The organism is Flavobacterium kingsejongi (assembly GCF_003076475.1).
Classification (GTDB): Bacteria; Bacteroidota; Bacteroidia; order Flavobacteriales; family Flavobacteriaceae; genus Flavobacterium; species Flavobacterium kingsejongi.
In genome coordinates this window covers 240,499-260,771 of record NZ_CP020919.1, presented here as the reverse complement: position 1 = coordinate 260,771, position 20,273 = coordinate 240,499, and the positions used below count along the sequence as shown (strand labels likewise).

Here is a 20,273-nt window from a genome sequence, read left to right as displayed (position 1 = left end):
AAAACACACCTATTATGTAAAGTTAATTAATATAAAGCAATTAATTATGTTAAATTATCTCAAATTTTCTGGTATTAAGCAAACCGGTATTGGATTCATTTTGTGCTGATTAATCCGGTTCAGTCGTTTATATATCTTAAAAACCTCAGCTTCACGCCCGGTTAGTGCTGTTTCGTTTTTTCCGCTTTCATCATAGCGCATCGCCTGCTCGAGTTCGTCATAACTCGCACCCAACTGGGCTTCGTCAGAACGGTCATCGCCAAATAATCCATCTGTAGGTGCTGCAGCCTGGATGGCATTGGGTACGTCTAGGTACTGTGCCAAAGCATAGACTTCCGATTTCATCAAATCGGCTATCGGGCTAAGATCGACACCGCCATCGCCGTATTTTGTATAAAAACCAACTCCAAAATCTTCAACTTTATTGCCAGTTCCAGCAACCAATAATCCGTGTATGCCTGCGTAATAGTACAAGGTAGTCATTCTAAGGCGGGCTCTGGTATTGGCCAGTGATAAATGCAGTTTGGCTTCGTCAGCACCTTCTGTTGGTACTACGGTAGTGAATAGCTCAAATACCGAAGTCAGGTTGGTTTCAGCACTGCTCACATTCGGGAATCTTTTTTTCAATTGTGCCACATGTTCTTTAGCACGGCTCACATGGCTTTCGGCCTGATGAATAGGCATTTCCACACAGAGTGTTGGTAAGCCGGTTTGTGCGCAGAGGGTAGAGGTAACGGCAGAATCGATGCCGCCTGAAATTCCTACAACAAAACCATTCACTTTGGCGGTAAGGGCATAATCCTTAAGCCAGTGCACAATGTGTTCGTTTATTTTTTCAGCGGGGAAAGTAGTTTTTGGAGTCATTGTGTTTTTATGATATTTTTAAAATGGGAACTGTATATTTGCAAAAATAATAATGCGTATTTAAAGGTCTTTTATTACGAAATAGAATCATTTTGAGCTGTTCTTATCGATGAGATTTTCTATTTTTGGAGTCGTCATTTGGGATCAGAAACGTAGTAGTAGGGTATGACATCGCATAGTACAGCATAAAATTATAAAAAACATTCTGAATGCATAGTAAATTTAATAATTCATTAATGAAGAAAATTCTTATCCTTACATTTTTAACGTTGTTTTTGGTTTCGTGTAAGGAAAAAAGCGAAACGGAGCAGGCTGTGGCTGCAATTCCTGTAACATTAAAGATTGAGCGGTTCGATAAGTTATTCTTTGAAGCACCCGATGCAGGATTGCCGGATCTTGAAAGACAGTATCCGTTTTTGTTTCCAAAACAATTTGACGATGCAGTATGGCTGGAGAAGAAACATGATCCGATCATGAAAGAGCTTTACGATGAAGTGCAGAAAAAATACTCCGATATTTCGCTTGTAAAAGAAGAGTTGGAAAAAGTAGTCCAGCACATCCGGTACTATTTTCCTGAGGAACAAACACCGCGGGTGATTACACTGGTCTCGGAAATGGACCTGGAGAGTCGTGTAATTTATGAAAAGGGGCTGGTCTTGATTGCTTTGGACCTTTACTTAGGGAAAGAGCATCGTTTCTATGAGCTTCCGGAATATTTAAAGATCACTTTCGAGCCACGGCAGATGATGCCGGATTTGGTAACCTCTTTCTCTCAGCGCTACCTGCAGCCTGCAGCTAATAAGACACTTTTAGCATTGATGATACATGAAGGCAAGCTCCTGTATCTGAAAGATGTATTATTGCCGGATTATTCCGATGCAGAAAAAATCGCCTATACCAGCGAACAGGTGAAATGGGTACAATCCAACGAAGCGCAAATGTGGCGCTTCCTGGTCGATAAAGACATCCTGTTTGACAATAATCCGAGGATGGCAGCGCGTTTTATTGATCCGGCACCTTTTACAAAATTTGGATTGGATATCGATAATGCTTCACCCGGAAAGGCTGGGGCTTGGATCGGTTGGCAGATTGTACGTTCTTATATGAAGAATAATGATGTATCTTTGCAGCAATTATTGCAAATGGATGCAAAAGAACTATTCGAAAATTCAAAATACAAACCTAAAAAGTAATGACTAAAAAGATTACCTCAGAGATAAATGTGCTTGTGGAGCTGGATGAAAACCGTGTTCCGGAAAAATTATTCTGGTCTGCCCGTGATGGTGGTGTTCAAAAAGAAGAAGCTAAAGCATTGCTTCTTTCGGTATGGGATAGCAATACACAGGAAAGCCTTAGGATTGATCTGTGGACGAAAGATATGCCGGTTGACGAGATGAAAGTATTCTTTCACCAAACCCTGGTGGCGATGTCTGATACCTTTAAAAGAGCGACCAATGACGAAAAAATGTCCGATACGATGAAAGATTTTTGTGACTATTTTGCAGAAAAACTGGAGTTGAATAAATAAAATCAGATCCGCATCAAAAACAAAAAAATCCCGAAGGTAACTTCGGGATTTTTTTTGTTTTATAGTAGCGAGGAAGTTGCTCTTAGAATTTATTATCGTTTTTAAAAACTTCTTCATTTACGGCACCAATATACTCCAAGAGTACTTCTTTTCCTGTGGTTTCGGTAGAAGAGGTAACGAAGTATTGTGGCATTTCTGCCCAGTTATTAGCAAACATTTGTTTTCGATAAGCCGAAATGTGTGAGTCAATTTTTGTTTTACTGATTTTATCCGCTTTGGTGAAGATAATGCAAAAAGGAATTTCACTTTCTCCAAGATATTCCAGAAATTCCAAATCGATATTCTGCGCTTCATGGCGAATGTCAATTAAGACAAAGGCACAAACTAATTGTTCTCTTTTTTCAAAATAATCAGTGATAAATTGCTGGAAAACAGATTTGGTCTTTTTTGAAACTTTAGCATAGCCATAGCCGGGCAAATCGACAAGAAACCAGTTGTTGTTGATTTTAAAATGATTGATCAATTGTGTTTTACCAGGTCTTCCTGAAGTTTTGGCCAGATTTTTATGGTTGGTCAGCATGTTGATTAATGATGATTTTCCCACATTAGATCGTCCGATAAAAGCATATTCCGGCAAAAAGTCTTTGGGACATTTGCTTACTTCGGAATTACTTATAATAAATTCAGCGGTATTGATTTTCATGATAAAATTTTAATTTGTGCAAAGGTAGTTAAAAAAAATAACCACAAAGAGATTAAGATGACAGGGAATACCTATTGGTAAGTCGCTGTAGTGTTCTTAGTCTCTTTGTGGTCAGAATTTGTTGAATGAAGGCTATAAATTGGATTTTTTCAGCCAGGCATACATAATTTCATTAAACTCGTCCGGATGTTCCATCATGGCTGCATGTCCACATTTGTCGATCCAGTACAGGTCGGAATTGGGTAGAAGCCTGTGGAATTCTTCGGCAACATCCGGAGGTGTTACCTTGTCATTTTTTCCCCAGATGATGCAGGTAGGAACGTGCATTTTGGCTAAATCTTTAGCCATATTATGGCGAATAGCACTTTTGGCGATGGTCAGGGTTTTAATTAGCTTAATCCTGTCGTTTGCCATGGTGTATACTTCGTCGATGATTTCTTTGGTTGCAATCGCGGGATCATAAAAAACATCTTCTGCTTTCTTTTTGATGTATTCATAATCGCCTCTTCGCGGATAACTGTCTCCCATTGCACTTTCATATAAACCAGAACTTCCGGTAATAATAAGTCCGAGCATTTTTTCAGGATACATTTTAGTATGGTAAAGCCCGATATGTCCGCCTAAGGAGTTTCCTAAAAGAATGACACGGTCGTATCCTTTATAAGTGATGAAGTCTTTTACATATTTTGCAAAAGCCTTGACATTGGTTTTTAAGATGTTTTGAGTGTAAATCGGTAATTCAGGAATAACAATTTTATACCCTTTCTCAGGAAAATAGTTTGCAACACCGTCAAAATTGCTTAAACCGCCCATCAGTCCATGTAGAATGATGATGGGAATGCCTTCCCCAATTTCAAGATATTTGTATTTACCTTCCTTTTTTAACTGTTCTTCCATTTAGTTTATCTGGCATTTCAAATTCCGACAAATATAAGATATTAAACATGAAAATGCATTTTTAGCTTCTTTTTTTCGAGGAAAACCAACATTAAATAATTGTTAAAATGATACGGAAAAAGCGATAAATGCTTTTTTGTGGTACACTATTGTGAATTACCTGTTTCATTTTTAGTGCTTTAAATCAGGTAGATAGCTTTTTTGTAAATCCGCAGGTTTAGGGTACAAAGTAGGGACTTTGTTGCAGATTAGTAGGGTTGTGCCTTTAATACCGGATAATTAGTTGGAATTTCTTTGTAAGATTTAGGTCATTAAAGGCTAAAAACAGAGCTGTGAGTGGTAAAACTTATCAACAAAGTGGTAGATTGTGGTAAATTGTGGTAAAATATTTTCTACATTTGCTATAAATCCATTAAAAACCTAACTCATTGAATACCATAGTAGGAGCATATGAATGTAAAGTTGATTCCAAGGGAAGGCTGATGGTGCCTGCCCCTTTGAAGAAGCAACTTATGGATTCGCTCAACGATGGTTTTGTTTTAAAGCGTTCCGTTTTTCAACAGTGCCTGGAATTGTATCCAATGGCAGAATGGAATTTAATGATGCAGAAAATCAACAAGTTGAATCGTTTTGTGAAAAAGAACAATGATTTTATCAGAAGATTTACTGCAGGTGTGAAAGTGGTAGAAATTGATGCTACCGGAAGATTGCTGATCCCAAAGGATTTGGTGGTTTTTGCACAGGTTGATAAAGATGTAGTCTTGTCTTCGGCAGTGAATATAATCGAAATCTGGGATAAGGACTTGTATGAGAAATCAATTTCTGGCGATGATATCGATTTTGCTGATTTGGCAGAGGACGTAATGGGTAATTTAAATGATGATGACAATGGAATATCATAATCCGGTTTTGCTGAAAGAAACGGTTGATGGTTTGGATATCAAACCGGACGGAATATATGTGGATGTGACTTTTGGCGGTGGCGGGCATTCAAAAGAGATTTTGAGCAGATTGGGTCCTGATGGGCGTTTGTTTGCTTTTGATCAGGATGAAGATGCACTGGCGAATGCGCTTCCGGATGAACGGTTCGTATTGATTAATGAGAATTTCAGGTTCCTGAAGCGGTTCTTACGATTTAATAATGTAAAACAGGTGGATGGGATTTTGGCAGATCTTGGTGTTTCGTCCCATCAGTTTGATGTAGCGGAACGTGGTTTTTCAACCCGGTTCGATGCATTGCTGGACATGCGGATGAGTCAAAAGAATGACCTGAATGCTTATAAGGTAGTAAATGAATATTCGGAGGCTGACTTAAAAAGGATGTTTTCAGAATACGGTGAGTTGAGTAATAGTGCTGCTATTGCTAAAGTAATCGTAGAAACACGTGAAGAAGCACCGATTAAAAATACAGAACAGTTGAAACTGGCGTTGAGCCGTTTTCTTCCAAATCATAAAAGCCATAAGATCCTGGCTCAGATTTATCAGGCCATACGGATTGAGGTAAATCAGGAGATGGATGTCTTAAAGGAATTTTTGGAGCAAAGTCTCGAAATCCTGAAGCCGGAAGGTGGAAGGCTGAGTGTGATTTCGTACCATTCACTCGAGGACAGGCTGGTAAAGCGTTTTGTGAAGAATGGGATGTTTGTGGGAGAGCCGGAACGTGATTTCTTCGGGAATTTCTCCGTGCCTTTTAAAACTATTGGAAAGCTGATTGTCCCTTCGGATGCGGAAATAAAAATAAACAACCGCGCACGCAGTGCCAAGTTGAGAATAGCAGAAAAGAAATAATATCAAGATAGGAAGGCTATACGGTTTTTAAAAATCTAAGAGCATGATGAAGAACGGGGTTTACGGAATATTAAAAGCAAAATTCTTACTGAATGACGATGCGCTAAAGAATTGGCGGTTTATCGTCTTTGTGATTTTGCTTGCGATAGTAATGATTGCGAATACACATAGTTTTGAAGAGAAAGTATTTCGGATAAATGAGCTGGGTACCGAGGTGAAGGAATTGCGTTCAGAGTTTGCAGATGTTCGTTCGGAACTGATGAAGCTAAAAATGGAATCCACTATCTCGGCGAAAATGGAGTCCAAAGGAATTGTTCCTTCCTGTGTTCCTCCGGTTAAGATTATGGTAAAGAAAGAAGAAAAGAAAACAATGTTCAGCAACTTATGGTAAACGAAGATAAAAATATTTCCTACAGGATTTTTATTGTTGCTGCCTTCATTCTGGTAATGGCAATAGGGATCGTCATTAAACTCACTAACATTCAGTGGGTAGAGGGTGATTTTTATCGTAACCTGGCGAAAGAAAGAACGGTTAAGAATTTCGTAATCCCTGCAAATAAAGGGAATATCTATTCTGCTGATGGTAGCTTATTGGCGATTTCGATACCGAGCTACAAAATACGCTTTGATGCTGTAGCGCCCAAAGAGGAGGATTTTAAAAATAATATTAATGCGCTTTCCGATTCCCTTGCCGTGATGTTTGGGAAATCTTCTGGTTATTACCAGAACGAACTGACGAAAGCGAAAAAACATAAAAACCGCTATTTTTTAGTAGCACGTGACCTGAGTTATACCCAGTACATGAGAATCAAAAGTTTTCCGCTTTTTAATCTCGGTCCTTACAAAGGCGGTATCATCACAGAACAGAAAACCATACGGGAACATCCGATAGGAAAGATTGCAGAACGTACCATTGGTTATGAGCGGATTGATCATGAAGGCGAAAACCTTGAAGTAGGGATTGAAGGGGCTTTCAGCAATTACCTGACTGGTAAAGATGGTAAAATCCTGAAACAGAAAATTGCCAAGAACCAATGGAAACCTATTAGTGATAATAACGAAGTAGAGCCTCAGGACGGTTATGATGTGATTTCTACTATCGATGTATACATCCAGGATATTGCCCATCATGCGTTGCTCAAACAATTGGAAAAATATGAGGCAGATCACGGTTGTGTGGTCGTAATGGAAACGCATACCGGAGATGTAAAGGCGATATCCAATCTTGGGCGTGCCACTGATGGTTCTTATTATGAAACGATCAATTATGCCGTTGGAGAATCCCATGAGCCAGGATCAACATTTAAACTGGTTGATCTTATTGCGTTACTGGACGATAAAAAAATAGATACTAGTGCTGTATTTGATAGTAAAGGTGGTGATGTGGTATACAGGGGAAGTCATGTGCGTGATTCGCATAGGGGCGGATATGGTAAAATATCGTTAGCAAGAGGTTTTGAGCTTTCTTCTAATACCGTGATGGTACAGGCGGTATATGATAATTATAAAGATAATCCGCAGCAGTTTATAGACCATATCAATGCTTTTGGATTGAACAAGCCTTTAGGATTGCCTTTCAAAGGAGAAGGGATTCCAAGGATTCCACAGCGAAAAGACAAAGACTGGTCGGGTATTACACTGCCATGGATGGCTTTTGGTTACGGAGTTTCGGTAACGCCATTGCAAACACTCACATTATACAATGCAGTAGCGAATAATGGAGAAATGGTGAAGCCTAAGTTCGTGAAAGAAGTGAAAGAATGGAATAAAGTGATTAAGCGATATGATAAAGAGGTAATTAATCCTAAAATATGTTCTGATGAAACGCTGGCGAAAGTTCAGAAAGTGCTGGAAAATGTGATTGTCAAAGGAACCGGTAAAAAATTATACAATAAGAATTTCTCCATGGCGGGGAAAACAGGAACGGCTCAGGCAAATTATGGAAAAGGAAAAGGGGCAGGGACGGAGATGTATTATACGTCTTCTTTTGTAGGCTATTTTCCGGCAGATAATCCAAAGTATTCCTGCATTATTGTAGTGCACAAGCCTAATGTGGCACAGGGCTATTTTGGAGGCGATGTTTCCGGGCCGGTGTTTAAAAGGATTGCCCAAAAGATTTATACAGATTCTCCTTCTACGAATGAGATCAAAACGCTGAATAAGAAAAATGCCAAGCAAGAAGCGAATTACAATAGTTATTTTGCCCAGGTTGAAAATAAAACAAATATAATTCCAAATGTATGTGGGCTCTCCGGAATGGATGCGGTCGCATTGTTGGAAAATTTAGGATTAAAAGTAAAAGCGGTAGGTGTAGGGAAAGTGAAAAAACAATCCATTGGCGCCGGACAGCGATTAGATAAGACCCAAACTATAATACTTGAATTATCGTGATTGTTTTAAAAGACATATTATATAAAGTAGCTATTGAAGCCGTTCATGGGACGACCGAATTTGATATTAATAAAATCGAATTTGACTCCAGGCATATTGAATTCAATGATGTTTTTGTGGCCATACGCGGAACGCTTTCCGATGGGCATGAGTATATCGAAAAAGCAATAAACCTTGGGGCTATTGTTATCGTTTGTGATAAGTTTCCGGAAATCCTGGTGAATGGAGTGACCTATGTAGTGGTAAAAGATACTAAGAAGGCACTGGCATTGATGGCTGCTAATTATTACGAGAATCCTTCCCGGAATTTAAAGCTTGTGGGGATTACCGGAACCAATGGTAAAACTACAGTTGCGTCATTGTTATACCAGCTGTTTAAAAAAGCAGGATACAAAGTAGGATTATTGTCTACCGTGAAAATTCTGGTAGATGAGGTTGAATATCCTGCGACACATACCACGCCGGATTCCATTACAATCAACCGGTACCTGAGAGAGATGAATGATGTAGGAGTAGAATTTTGCTTCATGGAAGTGAGTTCTCACGGAATTCATCAGTCCAGGACAGAAGGTCTTGAATTCGCAGGTGGGGTGTTTACCAACCTGTCTCATGATCATTTGGACTATCATGCAACGTTTGCAGAATACCGGGATGTAAAAAAATCATTCTTTGACAATTTGCCTAAAAATGCATTTGCCTTGTCCAATGTAGATGATAAAAATGGTGTGGTGATGTTGCAAAATACCAAAGCCACAAAGTTGACATACGCCTTAAAAACCTATGCCGATTATAAAGCATTCATACTGGAAAATCAATTGTCCGGATTATTGCTGAAGATCAATGAGCAGGAAGTATGGGTACGTTTGATAGGGACATTTAATGCTTACAACCTGTTGGCAATTTACGGAACTGCCGTACAGCTCGGATTGGATAACCTGGAAGTATTACGCTTATTGAGCGAATTGGAAAGTGTTTCAGGACGATTCCAGTTTATTGTTTCCAGCCAGAATATTACAGCTATTGTAGATTATGCACACACACCGGATGCGCTGGATAATGTGCTGAAGACCATTAATGATATCCGTACAAAAAACGAGCAGTTAATTACTGTTGTAGGTTGTGGTGGTAACCGGGATAAGGCGAAACGTCCGGTTATGGCCAATATCGCAACTACCCTGAGTGATAAGGTAGTCCTGACTTCAGATAATCCAAGGAATGAGAATCCTGAAACGATTATTGCTGAAATGGAAGCGGGAGTTGAGCCACAAAACTTTAAAAAGATGGTAGCAATTACCGACAGGAAACAGGCTATCAAAATCGCTTGCCAGTTGGCACAGCCGAATGATATCATATTGATTGCCGGAAAAGGGCATGAGACCTATCAGGAAATAGAAGGAGTGAAACACGATTTTGATGATATGAAAATCGTAAAAGAAATTTTAGACCAATTGAGTAAATAAGAATATATGCTGTACTACCTATTTGAATATTTTGACAAGACACTGGATATTCCGGGAACCGGAGTTTTCCAGTACATCACTTTCAGATCAGCATTGGCGATTTTAATGTCGCTATTTATATCGACTGTATTTGGTAAAAAGATTATCAACTTCCTGAAAAAGCAACAAGTAGGGGAAACGGTTCGGGAGCTGGGTCTGGAAGGACAAGTAGAAAAAGCAGGGACACCTACGATGGGTGGACTGATTATCATCATTGCTACACTGGTACCGGTATTGCTTTTTGCCAAGCTGCATAATATCTATATCATGCTGCTTATCGTGACTACGCTTTGGATGGGAACCATTGGTTTTATAGATGATTATATTAAGATTTTCAAAAAGGATAAAGACGGGCTGAAAGGCAAGTTTAAGGTCATTGGCCAGGTAGGGCTTGGGATTATTGTAGGGTCGGTATTGTATTTCCATCCCTCGGTAACAGTAAGAACCGATACAGAGAAGATGAATATTTTCGCAGCGCCGGTAGAAAATGCTTATTTCAAAGCGCCAGTTGAAGAGAAGTCTACAGCAACAACGATTCCGTTCTTTAAAAATAATGAATTTGATTATGCCGAATTATTGGCCTGGACCGGAGATGACTACCGCAGTTATGCGTGGCTGATCTTTATCCCGATCGTGATTTTTATTATTACGGCGGTTTCCAATGGAGCCAACCTAACGGATGGAATTGATGGGCTCGCTGCCGGGACATCGGCGATATCGGTGCTCACACTTGGGCTTTTTGCCTTTGTTTCGGGGAATATTATATTTTCCAATTACCTGAATATTATGTATATCCCCAACTCGGGGGAGATGACCGTTTATATAGCTGCTTTTGTAGGGGCACTCGTGGGGTTCCTGTGGTACAATACCTATCCGGCCTCGGTTTTTATGGGAGATACCGGAAGCCTTACCATCGGGGGAATTATTGCGGTGCTGGCCATTGCAGTGCGTAAAGAAATGCTGATTCCTGTTTTATGCGGAGTCTTCCTGGCAGAGAATTTTTCAGTAATCCTGCAGGTGAGTTATTTTAAATATACCAAAAAACGTTTTGGCGAAGGCCGCAGGATTTTCCTGATGTCTCCTTTGCACCACCATTATCAGAAAAAAGGATACCACGAAAGTAAAATCGTAACCCGTTTTTGGATTGTAGGTATTTTATTGGCCATTGTTTCAATAGTAACCCTAAAATTAAGATAATTATGAGATTAGTAATTTTAGGTGGAGGCGAAAGCGGCGTAGGAACCGCGATCCTGGGAAAGAAATTAGGATATGATGTCTTTCTGTCCGATTTCGGGAAAATAAAGAACAATTACAAAGAAATCCTCCTGATCAATAAGATTGAGTGGGAAGAAGAAAAACATACTCCTGAACTGCTTTTCAATGCGGACATCGTGATGAAAAGTCCTGGGATACCCGACAAATCACCCATTGTGGTGCAATTGAAAGAAAAAGGAATCAGTGTCCTTTCAGAAATTGAACTGGCATCCCGTTTTACCAAGGCAGTTACTATTGGAATTACCGGAAGCAACGGGAAAACAACAACGACATTACTGACACACCATCTTTTAAAATCCGGTGGGCTGAATGTGGGGATTGCCGGGAATATCGGTAAAAGTTTTGCCTGGCAGGTAGCAGAGGATAAATACGACAGTTATGTTTTGGAGCTGAGTAGCTTTCAGTTGGATGGGATTATCGATTACAGGCCACATATTGCTGTAGTTACGAATTTAAGCCCGGATCATTTGGATCGCTACAATTACGAATACCAGAATTATATTGACGCCAAGTTCCGGATTACCATGAACCAGACGGAAGAGGATTACCTGATTTATGATGCAGATGATGAGGCCATCAATAAATGGCTCGAAAAGAATACCGTAAAAGCACAATTAATACCTTTTTCGCTGACGAAGAAACTCGAAAAAGGCGCTTATTTAGAAAACAACACTATTATTACCAACATCAATAACGAAAAATTTGTTATGCCAACAGACAACTTAGCTTTAGAAGGAAAACACAATGTTAAAAACGCAATGGCAGCTACTACAGTTGCTCAGTTAATGCGAATCAGAAAAGCTACGATCAGAGAAAGTCTGTCGGACTTCCAGGGGGTAGAACACCGTTTGGAAAAAGTGCTGAAAATCCAGAATGTACAATATATCAACGATTCAAAAGCGACAAATGTCAATGCGACATTTTATGCACTGGATAGCATGAATACACCAACCGTATGGATCGTAGGTGGTGTGGATAAAGGAAATGATTATACCGAGCTGATGGCTTTGGTACGTGAAAAAGTAAAAGCCATTGTTTGCCTGGGTGTAGACAACCATAAGATCATCGATGCTTTTGCCAATGTGGTGGATGTTGTGGTAGAAGTTGCTGCAATGGATGAGGCGGTTAAAGTAGCGCAGAAATTAGCTGAAAAAGGAGATACGGTATTGCTGTCACCAGCCTGTGCCAGTTTTGACCTTTTTGAAAGTTATGAAGATCGTGGGCGACAGTTTAAACTGGCGGTACAAAACCTGTAATTCTTTAAGAATACAGTAGGTTAAAATTATAAGAAAAAGAGATATGAAAGAGCTGTTAAACAATTTGAAAGGGGACAAGGTTATCTGGTCATTCGTGGCTTTGCTGGCATTAATTTCTTTTATGCCTGTTTACAGCGCGAGTAGCAACCTGGCCTACGGGGCACACGGAAGTGGCAATACCATTAGCTTTTTGCTAAAGCATTTTGCACATGTGGGCATTGGTTTCTGTATTATCTATATCGTGCATAAGATTCCATATCATTATTTCAAAGGGATATCAATTATGTTGTTGCCTTTGGTAGGATTGCTGTTATTGTACACGCTCTTTCAGGGTAAAACCATAGGAGGCGCCAATGCCAGCCGTTGGATCGAAGTGCCGTTTACTGGTATTTCATTCCAGACCTCTACACTGGCTTCCTTGATATTGATGATGTATGTTTCCCGCTATCTCGCAAAAATGAGGGATAAGGAAATGACATTCCAGTCCTCTGTATTGGAATTGTGGTTACCGGTTTTCCTGATTATTATGCTGATTTTGCCAGCCAACTTTTCTACTGCCGCGTTGATATTCTCCATGGTCGTTATGTTGGTTTTTATAGGGAAATATCCCCTGAAATACCTCGGAATCATCATTGGTGCCGGGATTGTAGGGTTGACATTTTTCATCCTGGTAGCCAAAGCGTTTCCGGATGCCTTTCCCAATAGGGTAGATACCTGGATCAGCAGGGTGGATAACTTCACAAGCGATAATCCGGATGAAGATGATTACCAGATTGAAAAAGCTAAAATTGCAATTGCCACCGGTGGTATATACGGTTTAGGGCCGGGGAAAAGTGTGCAGCGGAATTTTCTACCCCAGTCTTCCTCGGATTTTATATTCGCGATAATCATTGAAGAATACGGGCTTTTGGGAGGATTCTCTATCATGTTTTTGTACATGATGTTATTCATCCGGTTCCTGGTTGCGGCACATAAGTCCCCAACAATGTTTGGAAAGCTCTTGGTCGTCGGATTAGGGTTTCCAATAGTATTCCAGGCATTAATCAATATGGCGGTTGCCGTAGAGTTATTGCCAGTTACCGGACAAACGTTGCCTTTGGTGAGTAGCGGGGGAAGTTCCATTTGGATGACCTGTGTCTCCCTGGGGATTATCATCAGTGTGACCAAAAAAGAAGAGGAGATTGCAGAGGAAGAAGCAGAGAAAGCCAAAAGAGAAGCCGCTTTGCAGGAACTTATTGATAAGCAGCTTGCCGAAACGGATGAAACGCTGGTGCCGAATGTACTGGAAGGTGCCGATCGCAAATTTGAGACTTTCGAGAATGATTTTACAATTGAAGATAAGAGTATAGACAACCCGATGAATGCGGTGTTGCACAAATAATATAGCAGATAATAAAAAAGGAACAGGATGAGGACATTGAAATTCATATTAAGCGGCGGAGGAACAGGAGGGCATATCTATCCTGCAATTTCTATTGCCAATGAATTGAAAGTACGTTTTCCCGACTGTGAAATTCTTTTTGTGGGAGCCAAGGATAAAATGGAGATGCAAAAGGTGCCCCAGGCCGGCTATAAAATAAAAGGATTGTGGATTGCAGGATTGCAACGCAAACTGACCCTGGATAATACCTTATTCCCGGTGAAATTGCTGGACAGCCTGTTGAAATCAAGAACGATAATCCGCGAATTCAAACCTGATGTCGTAATTGGTACGGGTGGATTTGCCAGTGGGCCGCTGTTGCGTGTCGCTGCTATGGCCGATGTGCCTATTGTAATCCAGGAACAGAATTCGTTTCCGGGGATTACTAATAAAATATTAAGTAGGGTAGCCAGCAAAATATGCGTAGCTTATGAAAATCTGGAGCGTTTTTTTCCAGCGTATAAAATCGTTTTTACCGGTAATCCGGTGCGCCAGGATTTATTGGCAATCGATTCAAAAAGAGCGGAAGCACTGGACTATTTCAAGCTGGATCCGGAAAAGAAAACACTATTGGTCCTGGGCGGTAGCCTCGGAGCCCGGAGGGTAAACCAATTGGTGGCAAAAGAAATGGTCAATTTTAAAGCACAGGGCATACAGGTGATCTGGCAATGTGGGAAACTGTATTTTGAAGAATACAGCCATTTCAATGATACTGAGAATGTCCAGGTGGTCGCTTTTATCGACCGTATGGATTTGGTATATGCAGCAGCAGATGTGATTATTTCACGCGCTGGGGCATCCTCGGTTTCCGAACTCAGTATTGTAGGGAAACCAGTGATCTTTATCCCGTCACCCAATGTTGCAGAAGACCATCAGACGAAGAATGCTCAGGCAGTAGTCGATAAGAAAGGGGCGCTGATGATCCGGGAATCGGAATTGGATACCCAGTTTGGGCCTTCCTTTACCAAGTTGCTGGAGGATAAAGGGCAGCAGCAGGAATTGAGCAACAATCTCAGAAAACTGGCTAAGGTTCATGCGACAAAAGACATTGTCGACGAGATTGAGAAATTAATAAAATAGCATACAGTAAACCGCTTTTAACGGTAATAAAAAGAAAAGAACATGAATTTAAGTCAGATACATAACGTTTATTTTATAGGCATCGGAGGGATTGGGATGAGTGCGTTGGCACGGTATTTCAAAACCCTGGGCAAAAACGTATCTGGATACGATAAAACGGAAACCGCCCTGACACGGGAGTTGCAGGAATCCGGGATTTCAATTCATTTTGAAGATCGTATTGACTTAATTCCGGAGACGTTCTATAAAGAAGATACAATCGTCATTATTACCCCTGCGGTACCGGTGACCCATTCGGAGTGGAATTTCTTCATTGAAAGAGACTACCAGATCCGTAAAAGAGCAGAAGTGCTGGGCATTATTACCCAGGATACCTTTTGTTTTGCTGTAGCGGGAACGCATGGCAAAACAACCACTTCCAGTATTTTGGGGCATATCTTGTTTCAGAGTGGTGTGGATGTTACCGCTTTTGTAGGTGGGATTGTAGAAAATTACAACTCTAACCTGATCGGAAATGGTAAATCGGTAACTGTCGTAGAAGCAGATGAATTTGATCGCTCCTTCCTGCATTTGCATCCTAATATTGCGTGCATTACGTCAATGGATTCCGATCATTTGGACATCTATGGCGACGCAGCATCCATACAGGCTTCATTTGTAGAGTTTGCCGATAAGATTACAGATAAAAAGAATTTGTTCATTACCAAAGAACTTCCATTGGAAGGCCTGACGGTTGCTGTTGGAGAGTCGGCTGATTTTACAGCACTCAATATAAAAATTGAAAACGGCAGTTATGTTTTTGATGTAAAAACGCCAACGGAAACCATAGCCGATATCCGGTTTGCGCTTCCGGGCAGGCACAATCTTACCAATGCGCTACTAGCTTTGGCTATGGCGAAAAGCTACGGTATTGAAAATAAGGATTGTATCGCGGCACTCGCCTCTTTCAAGGGCGTCAGAAGGCGATTTTCCTATCAGATTAAAACAGGGGGTTTGGTATATATTGATGATTATGCACACCATCCCACGGAAATAAATGCGGTACACCAGGCGGTTTCGGAGTTGTATCCCAACCAGAAAAAACTGGCAATATTCCAGCCTCATTTATTCAGCAGGACCCGTGATTTTATCGATGGTTTTGCCGAAAGCCTTGCCGCTTTTGATGAAGTGATCCTATTGGATATCTATCCGGCCCGGGAGCTTCCGATTAAAGGAGTAGATTCACAATGGCTTTTGGATAAAATCCAGATGGAGAATAAAAAATTAGTCGGAAAAGAAGAATTGACGGCTGCCATTTTAGCCAGTGATGCGAGTGTAATTATTACGATCGGGGCAGGCGATATTGGAGAAATGGTAAGTGGTATAAAAAAAGCATTAAATGAAAAAATTTAACTGGATAAACGTAAAATTAATCGCTCTTTTTGGCGTGGTTATTTTTCTGTATTCATTCACTTCAAACCGGAATGAACACCGGAAAGTGACTGGTCCGGTGATCAGTTTTACCAATCAGGAGAAGCTTTTTGTGACCCGTGAAACGGTTGATAACTTGTTAATACAAAATTTTGGTGGTTCAAAAACAATTGCTAAAGATAAATTAGATTTGAATAGATTAGAAAAAGCCCTTGATACTAACGAAATGATTCAGAAAGCTGAAGTATTCGTTACGGTTGATGGTATCCTGAAAGCCGAAGTAAAACAGAAGACTCCTATTGCCCGTGTGTCGGGTGGGGAAGATTCGTTTTATATTGATTCAGAAGGAAATAGAATGCCTTTGTCAAACAATTATGCTGCGCGGGTGCTCCTGGTTTCGGGAGAAATTAAGCCCGAAAATCAGGCGGGTTTCAATACATTATTGAAATACATTTTTGAGGATAAATTTTTACACCAAAACATCATTGGCATTCAGATTCTGCCGAGTGGAAGCGTAAAAATGATGAACAGGAATTATGATTATGAAATAGAATTCGGGAAAACCGTGAATATAGAGAAGAAGTTCAACAACTATAAAGCGTTTTTTCAGAAAGCTGTCCAGGACAGTCTGATTTATGATTATAAAAAAGTGAATTTGAAGTTTACGCAACAAGTAGTGTGTACCAAAAATTAGAATATGGAAAAAGAAAGTATTGCAGTAGGTCTTGACATTGGCACAACGAAGATTGTCGCCATGATAGGCAAGAAAAATGAGTATGGAAAATTGGAGATTTTGGGTATCGGTAAATCTAAAAGTTTAGGTGTAGCCCGGGGCGTGGTGAATAATATCACACAAACCATCCAATCCATCCAACAGGCAATTGTAGAGGCGGAAGCTAATTCAGGTTACCAGATTAAAGATGTTGTTGTGGGAATCGCAGGACAGCATATCAGAAGCATCCAGCACAGTGACTACATCAGCAGGAGTAATCCTGAAGAGGTTATTGGCGATAATGATATCGACCTGTTGATCAACCAGGTGCACAAACTGGCGATGCTGCCAGGAGAGGAAATCATCCATGTATTGCCACAGGAATTCAAAATCGACGGGCAATCCGAGATTAGTGAGCCTATTGGTATGTATGGCGGACGACTGGAAAGTAGTTTTCACGTAGTTGTGGGACAGGCATCTTCTATCAGGAATGTAGGAAGATGTATTAAAAGTGCAGGCCTTGATTTATCAGGACTCACTTTGGAGCCCCTTGCTTCGGCAGATGCTGTATTGAGCCAGGAAGAAAAAGAAGCAGGTGTAGCCCTTATCGATATCGGTGGCGGTACTACAGACCTGGCTATTTTTAAAGACGGTATTATCCGTCATACGGCGGTTATTCCTTTTGGAGGCAATGTAATTACTGAAGATATCAAGGAAGGATGTTCCATAATTGAAAAACAGGCAGAATTGCTTAAAGTAAAATTTGGATCAGCATGGCCAGGAGAAAATAAAGACAATGAAATCGTTTCTATTCCAGGATTAAGAGGAAGAGAGCCGAAAGAGATTTCGCTGAAAAACCTTTCGAAAATTATCCATGCCCGTGTGGTGGAAATTATTGAGCAGGTATTTTCTGAAATCAAAGCATACGGACACGAAGACCCCCGCAAGAAATTAATTGCAGGGATCGTACTCACCGGAGGTGGTGCGCAGTTAATGCACATCAAGCAACTGGTAGAATACATCACCGGAATGGATACCCGTATCGGATATCCAAACGAGCATCTGGCAGGGAATTCCAGCGAAGAGATCAGTAGCCCATTGTATGCAACTGCAGTAGGATTGGTGATGAACAGCATCCGAAATAATACCCGAAGTGCTATCCCGATGCATGAAACAGTAGTTGTTCCGGAGAAAGTAGTGTACCAGCAGCCAAGACAGCCGGAGCCGGTAGCGCCTCCAGTGGAAGTCTATGAAGAAGTAAAAGTAGCCGTGGCAACAACAACTGCCAGTGTTAGGAATGATTCCGAATCGACGGAGAAAAAGGTACGCAGGTCATTCTTTGACAAGTATATTGACAAAATAAAAGACTTTTTGGATAACGCGGAATAAGCGTTTATAAAAAGCAGCAGGCCAATTCCCCGGAAACGGCAAATGAAAAGGAAAAAAAAATTGAAAAAGTAATTTAAAAACCAATATTATGACAGGCAACTCAGAATTTGGAAGCATCTCATTTGATTTACCCAAAAATCAATCAAATGTGATCAAAGTAATTGGTGTAGGCGGGGGCGGAAGCAACGCGATTAATCACATGTTTAAGCAGGGAATCAAAGGAGTAGACTTTATCGTCTGCAATACCGATTCTCAGGCATTACAAAGTAGTTCAGTACCAAACAAGATACAATTGGGTGTGAGCCTTACCGAAGGGCTCGGAGCAGGTGCTAATCCTGAAGTAGGACAGCAGTCTGCGATTGAAAGCATAGCTGAAATTGAGAAAATGCTGGATACGAATACCAAAATGGTATTCATTACGGCAGGTATGGGCGGCGGAACCGGAACCGGTGCAGCTCCCGTAATTGCACAACTGGCTAAAGAACGCGATATCCTTACCGTAGGGATCGTGACCATTCCTTTCCAGTTCGAAGGTAAAGTACGCCAGGAGCAGGCTTTACTGGGTGTAGAACGATTGAGAAAACAGGTAGATTCCTTAATTGTAATCAACAACAATAAATTAAGAGAGGTGTATGGAAACCTGGGATTCAAATCCGGATTCTCCAAAGCCGATGAAGTTTTGGCCACTGCCTCCAGGGGTATTGCCGAAGTAATTACGAACCACTACGCACTGAACATCGATTTACGTGACGCTAAGACAGTATTGTCCAACAGCGGAACGGCAATCATGGGATCTGCCACAGCTTCTGGTGAAAACAGAGCTAAAGAGGCTATCGTAAGTGCTTTGGATTCGCCATTGCTGAATGACAATAAGATTACAGGTGCCAAGAACGTATTGTTGCTTATCGTTTCAGGAACCAGCGAGATCACCATGGACGAAATGGGAGAGATCAATGACCACATCCAGAATGAAGCGGGCTTTAATGCCAATATCATTATGGGGGTTGGAGAAGATGAGTCTTTAGGAGATGCCGTAGCGGTTACTATCATTGCAACAGGTTTTAACGTGGAGCAACAAAATGGTATCGTGAATACAGAACCTAAGAAAATCATCCACTCCCTGGAAGATGAACAGAAAATCGTTCACGAATTATCACATAGAAACGTAGTCCCTGCGTTTGATTTTTCTGCTAAATCGGAAAATACTCCGGCTGAAGAACCAAAAATTGAGGAAAAAATCATTTTTTCCCTTGAAGAAGATGTAGTTGAAGAGAAACCAAAATTCGAAATGAATCTTGTTCCTACATCTGAATTTATCAAGAACCTTGATGTGACATTTGAAATTGTATCCCCTGTAAGAGAGACTCAGTTTTTTATCACTACGCCGGAAGTAAGAGAAGCGGAAGTTGCCAAGCCGCAGCAGACAATTGTACAGGAAGAACAAGTTACTTTTTCTTTTGACCTGCCAATTGTAAAACAGGAACCGGTAGCGAGACAGGAAGAAAAATTACTTTTTGAACTGACTCAGGAAACCAGAGATATCAAAGTTAACGAACCGGTACAGGTAGTCCCAATGACCGAACTGAACCAAAATGGTATCGTACGCTATTCCCTGGAAGAATATATGGAAGTGGAAAACGAACTTGTTTCGTCCAAACCAGCGGCTAAAGTAGAAGAGCCAATCGCAGAAGAATTAAACATCACCATTAAAAAAGTGGAGCCTGCGGCACAATCAGCTACCGTTTTTGAAGAAATATCACCAGTTGAAATGACAATTGAGGATACTTTAAGGATGAGAGCCGACGAAAGAAGAAGAAAGATGAAAGAATTTAATTATAAATTCCACAACAACGCTTCCCGCGTCGATGAGTTCGAAAAAGAACCAGCGTACAAAAGGATGGGTATAGATCTTTCTAACAATCAGCCAACTAGCGCAAAATCAAGAATGTCTTTGGGTACAGACAGCAATGATGATTTACAACTGCGTTCAAATAATTCTTATCTGCATGACAATGTAGATTAGACTATCCCAACCAAAAAACCCGATAACCCGAAAATTTC

18 protein-coding genes are annotated in these 20,273 nt (G+C 40.7%); 15 read left to right on the top strand and 3 right to left on the bottom strand.

The genetic code is table 11. The features are described 5' to 3' along the window. Window positions 1-54 precede the first annotated feature (54 nt). Window positions 55-864, bottom strand: coding sequence for an NAD(+) synthase (gene nadE, locus FK004_RS01210; protein WP_108735600.1), 810 nt, complete (start codon window positions 862-864; stop codon window positions 55-57). Between the two features lie 236 nt (window positions 865-1,100). Between nadE and gldB the strand changes: the two genes are divergently transcribed. After that, window positions 1,101-2,057: a gliding motility lipoprotein GldB gene (gene gldB / locus FK004_RS01205; RefSeq protein WP_108738709.1), complete on the top strand. Its 957-nt coding sequence runs from the start codon at window positions 1,101-1,103 to the stop codon at window positions 2,055-2,057. Next, on the top strand, window positions 2,057-2,392 hold the full coding sequence (gene gldC / locus FK004_RS01200; protein ID WP_108735599.1) for a gliding motility protein GldC: 336 nt from the start codon (window positions 2,057-2,059) through the stop codon (window positions 2,390-2,392). The genes gldB and gldC overlap by 1 nt, the downstream gene beginning before the upstream one ends. An 82-nt stretch (window positions 2,393-2,474) precedes the next feature. Here the strand turns inward: gldC and yihA are convergent, their stop codons facing one another. Further along, a complete protein-coding gene (gene yihA, locus FK004_RS01195) occupies window positions 2,475-3,095 on the bottom strand; it encodes a ribosome biogenesis GTP-binding protein YihA/YsxC (protein WP_108735598.1) in 621 nt (206 codons plus the stop codon). 132 nt (window positions 3,096-3,227) lie between these two features. Then, window positions 3,228-3,992, bottom strand: a complete 765-nt coding sequence (locus tag FK004_RS01190; RefSeq protein ID WP_108735597.1) for an alpha/beta fold hydrolase — start codon at window positions 3,990-3,992, stop codon at window positions 3,228-3,230. Window positions 3,993-4,420: 428 nt separating this feature from the next. Here FK004_RS01190 and mraZ point away from each other — a divergent pair, with 428 nt between their 5' ends. The 13 genes from mraZ (at window position 4,421) to ftsZ (ending at window position 20,235) form a co-directional block, all read left to right on the top strand. Further along, the gene (mraZ, locus tag FK004_RS01185) at window positions 4,421-4,894 is read left to right on the top strand and encodes a division/cell wall cluster transcriptional repressor MraZ (RefSeq protein WP_108735596.1); all 474 of its coding nucleotides are present in this window, start codon (window positions 4,421-4,423) and stop codon (window positions 4,892-4,894) included. Beyond that, window positions 4,869-5,780 carry a 16S rRNA (cytosine(1402)-N(4))-methyltransferase RsmH gene (gene rsmH / locus FK004_RS01180; RefSeq protein ID WP_193844346.1) on the top strand — a complete coding sequence of 304 codons (912 nt, stop codon included), beginning with the start codon at window positions 4,869-4,871 and terminating at the stop codon, window positions 5,778-5,780. Before mraZ ends, rsmH begins: the two co-directional genes overlap by 26 nt. 46 nt (window positions 5,781-5,826) lie before the next feature. Further along, window positions 5,827-6,171 carry an FtsL-like putative cell division protein gene (locus FK004_RS01175; protein ID WP_108738708.1) on the top strand — a complete coding sequence of 115 codons (345 nt, stop codon included), beginning with the start codon at window positions 5,827-5,829 and terminating at the stop codon, window positions 6,169-6,171. Then, window positions 6,165-8,171, top strand: coding sequence for a penicillin-binding protein (locus tag FK004_RS01170; RefSeq protein WP_108735594.1), 2,007 nt, complete (start codon window positions 6,165-6,167; stop codon window positions 8,169-8,171). The genes FK004_RS01175 and FK004_RS01170 overlap by 7 nt, the downstream gene beginning before the upstream one ends. After that, entirely contained in the window at window positions 8,168-9,631 is a 1,464-nt protein-coding gene (locus FK004_RS01165; RefSeq protein WP_170108534.1) for a UDP-N-acetylmuramoyl-L-alanyl-D-glutamate--2,6-diaminopimelate ligase, read from the top strand. The genes FK004_RS01170 and FK004_RS01165 overlap by 4 nt, the downstream gene beginning before the upstream one ends. A gap of 6 nt (window positions 9,632-9,637) precedes the next feature. Beyond that, the gene (mraY, locus tag FK004_RS01160; RefSeq protein WP_108735593.1) at window positions 9,638-10,867 is read left to right on the top strand and encodes a phospho-N-acetylmuramoyl-pentapeptide-transferase; all 1,230 of its coding nucleotides are present in this window, start codon (window positions 9,638-9,640) and stop codon (window positions 10,865-10,867) included. A 2-nt stretch (window positions 10,868-10,869) separates the two neighbouring features. Beyond that, complete coding sequence (murD, locus tag FK004_RS01155) at window positions 10,870-12,201, top strand: UDP-N-acetylmuramoyl-L-alanine--D-glutamate ligase (protein WP_108735592.1); 1,332 nt, start codon at window positions 10,870-10,872, stop codon at window positions 12,199-12,201. 43 nt (window positions 12,202-12,244) lie between these two features. After that, entirely contained in the window at window positions 12,245-13,582 is a 1,338-nt protein-coding gene (locus FK004_RS01150) for an FtsW/RodA/SpoVE family cell cycle protein (protein ID WP_108735591.1), read from the top strand. A gap of 27 nt (window positions 13,583-13,609) precedes the next feature. Continuing rightward, entirely contained in the window at window positions 13,610-14,701 is a 1,092-nt protein-coding gene (gene murG / locus FK004_RS01145; protein WP_108735590.1) for an undecaprenyldiphospho-muramoylpentapeptide beta-N-acetylglucosaminyltransferase, read from the top strand. A 42-nt stretch (window positions 14,702-14,743) separates the two neighbouring features. Next, window positions 14,744-16,093 (top strand): UDP-N-acetylmuramate--L-alanine ligase, encoded by a 1,350-nt coding sequence (gene murC, locus FK004_RS01140; protein ID WP_108735589.1) that lies wholly within the window; start codon window positions 14,744-14,746, stop codon window positions 16,091-16,093. Continuing rightward, complete coding sequence (locus tag FK004_RS01135) at window positions 16,080-16,805, top strand: cell division protein FtsQ/DivIB (RefSeq protein WP_108735588.1); 726 nt, start codon at window positions 16,080-16,082, stop codon at window positions 16,803-16,805. The genes murC and FK004_RS01135 overlap by 14 nt, the downstream gene beginning before the upstream one ends. Before the next feature lie 3 nt (window positions 16,806-16,808). Continuing rightward, complete coding sequence (gene ftsA / locus FK004_RS01130) at window positions 16,809-18,212, top strand: cell division protein FtsA (protein ID WP_108735587.1); 1,404 nt, start codon at window positions 16,809-16,811, stop codon at window positions 18,210-18,212. 88 nt (window positions 18,213-18,300) lie between these two features. Further along, the gene (gene ftsZ, locus FK004_RS01125) at window positions 18,301-20,235 is read left to right on the top strand and encodes a cell division protein FtsZ (RefSeq protein WP_108735586.1); all 1,935 of its coding nucleotides are present in this window, start codon (window positions 18,301-18,303) and stop codon (window positions 20,233-20,235) included. The last annotated feature ends 38 nt before the right edge of the window (window positions 20,236-20,273 follow it).

What these genes read in the sequence shown, in the direction of transcription:
- nadE (WP_108735600.1), bottom strand. Translation starts at nt 864, where the DNA reads ATGACTCCAAAAACTACTTTCCCCGCTGAAAAAATAAACGAACACATT.
- gldB (WP_108738709.1), top strand. Translation starts at nt 1,101, where the DNA reads ATGAAGAAAATTCTTATCCTTACATTTTTAACGTTGTTTTTGGTTTCG.
- gldC (WP_108735599.1), top strand. Translation starts at nt 2,057, where the DNA reads ATGACTAAAAAGATTACCTCAGAGATAAATGTGCTTGTGGAGCTGGAT.
- yihA (WP_108735598.1), bottom strand. Translation starts at nt 3,095, where the DNA reads ATGAAAATCAATACCGCTGAATTTATTATAAGTAATTCCGAAGTAAGC.
- FK004_RS01190 (WP_108735597.1), bottom strand. Translation starts at nt 3,992, where the DNA reads ATGGAAGAACAGTTAAAAAAGGAAGGTAAATACAAATATCTTGAAATT.
- rsmH (WP_193844346.1), top strand. Translation starts at nt 4,869, where the DNA reads ATGATGATGACAATGGAATATCATAATCCGGTTTTGCTGAAAGAAACG.
- FK004_RS01175 (WP_108738708.1), top strand. Translation starts at nt 5,827, where the DNA reads ATGAAGAACGGGGTTTACGGAATATTAAAAGCAAAATTCTTACTGAAT.
- FK004_RS01170 (WP_108735594.1), top strand. Translation starts at nt 6,165, where the DNA reads ATGGTAAACGAAGATAAAAATATTTCCTACAGGATTTTTATTGTTGCT.
- mraY (WP_108735593.1), top strand. Translation starts at nt 9,638, where the DNA reads ATGCTGTACTACCTATTTGAATATTTTGACAAGACACTGGATATTCCG.
- murD (WP_108735592.1), top strand. Translation starts at nt 10,870, where the DNA reads ATGAGATTAGTAATTTTAGGTGGAGGCGAAAGCGGCGTAGGAACCGCG.
- FK004_RS01150 (WP_108735591.1), top strand. Translation starts at nt 12,245, where the DNA reads ATGAAAGAGCTGTTAAACAATTTGAAAGGGGACAAGGTTATCTGGTCA.
- murG (WP_108735590.1), top strand. Translation starts at nt 13,610, where the DNA reads ATGAGGACATTGAAATTCATATTAAGCGGCGGAGGAACAGGAGGGCAT.
- murC (WP_108735589.1), top strand. Translation starts at nt 14,744, where the DNA reads ATGAATTTAAGTCAGATACATAACGTTTATTTTATAGGCATCGGAGGG.
- FK004_RS01135 (WP_108735588.1), top strand. Translation starts at nt 16,080, where the DNA reads ATGAAAAAATTTAACTGGATAAACGTAAAATTAATCGCTCTTTTTGGC.
- ftsA (WP_108735587.1), top strand. Translation starts at nt 16,809, where the DNA reads ATGGAAAAAGAAAGTATTGCAGTAGGTCTTGACATTGGCACAACGAAG.
- ftsZ (WP_108735586.1), top strand. Translation starts at nt 18,301, where the DNA reads ATGACAGGCAACTCAGAATTTGGAAGCATCTCATTTGATTTACCCAAA.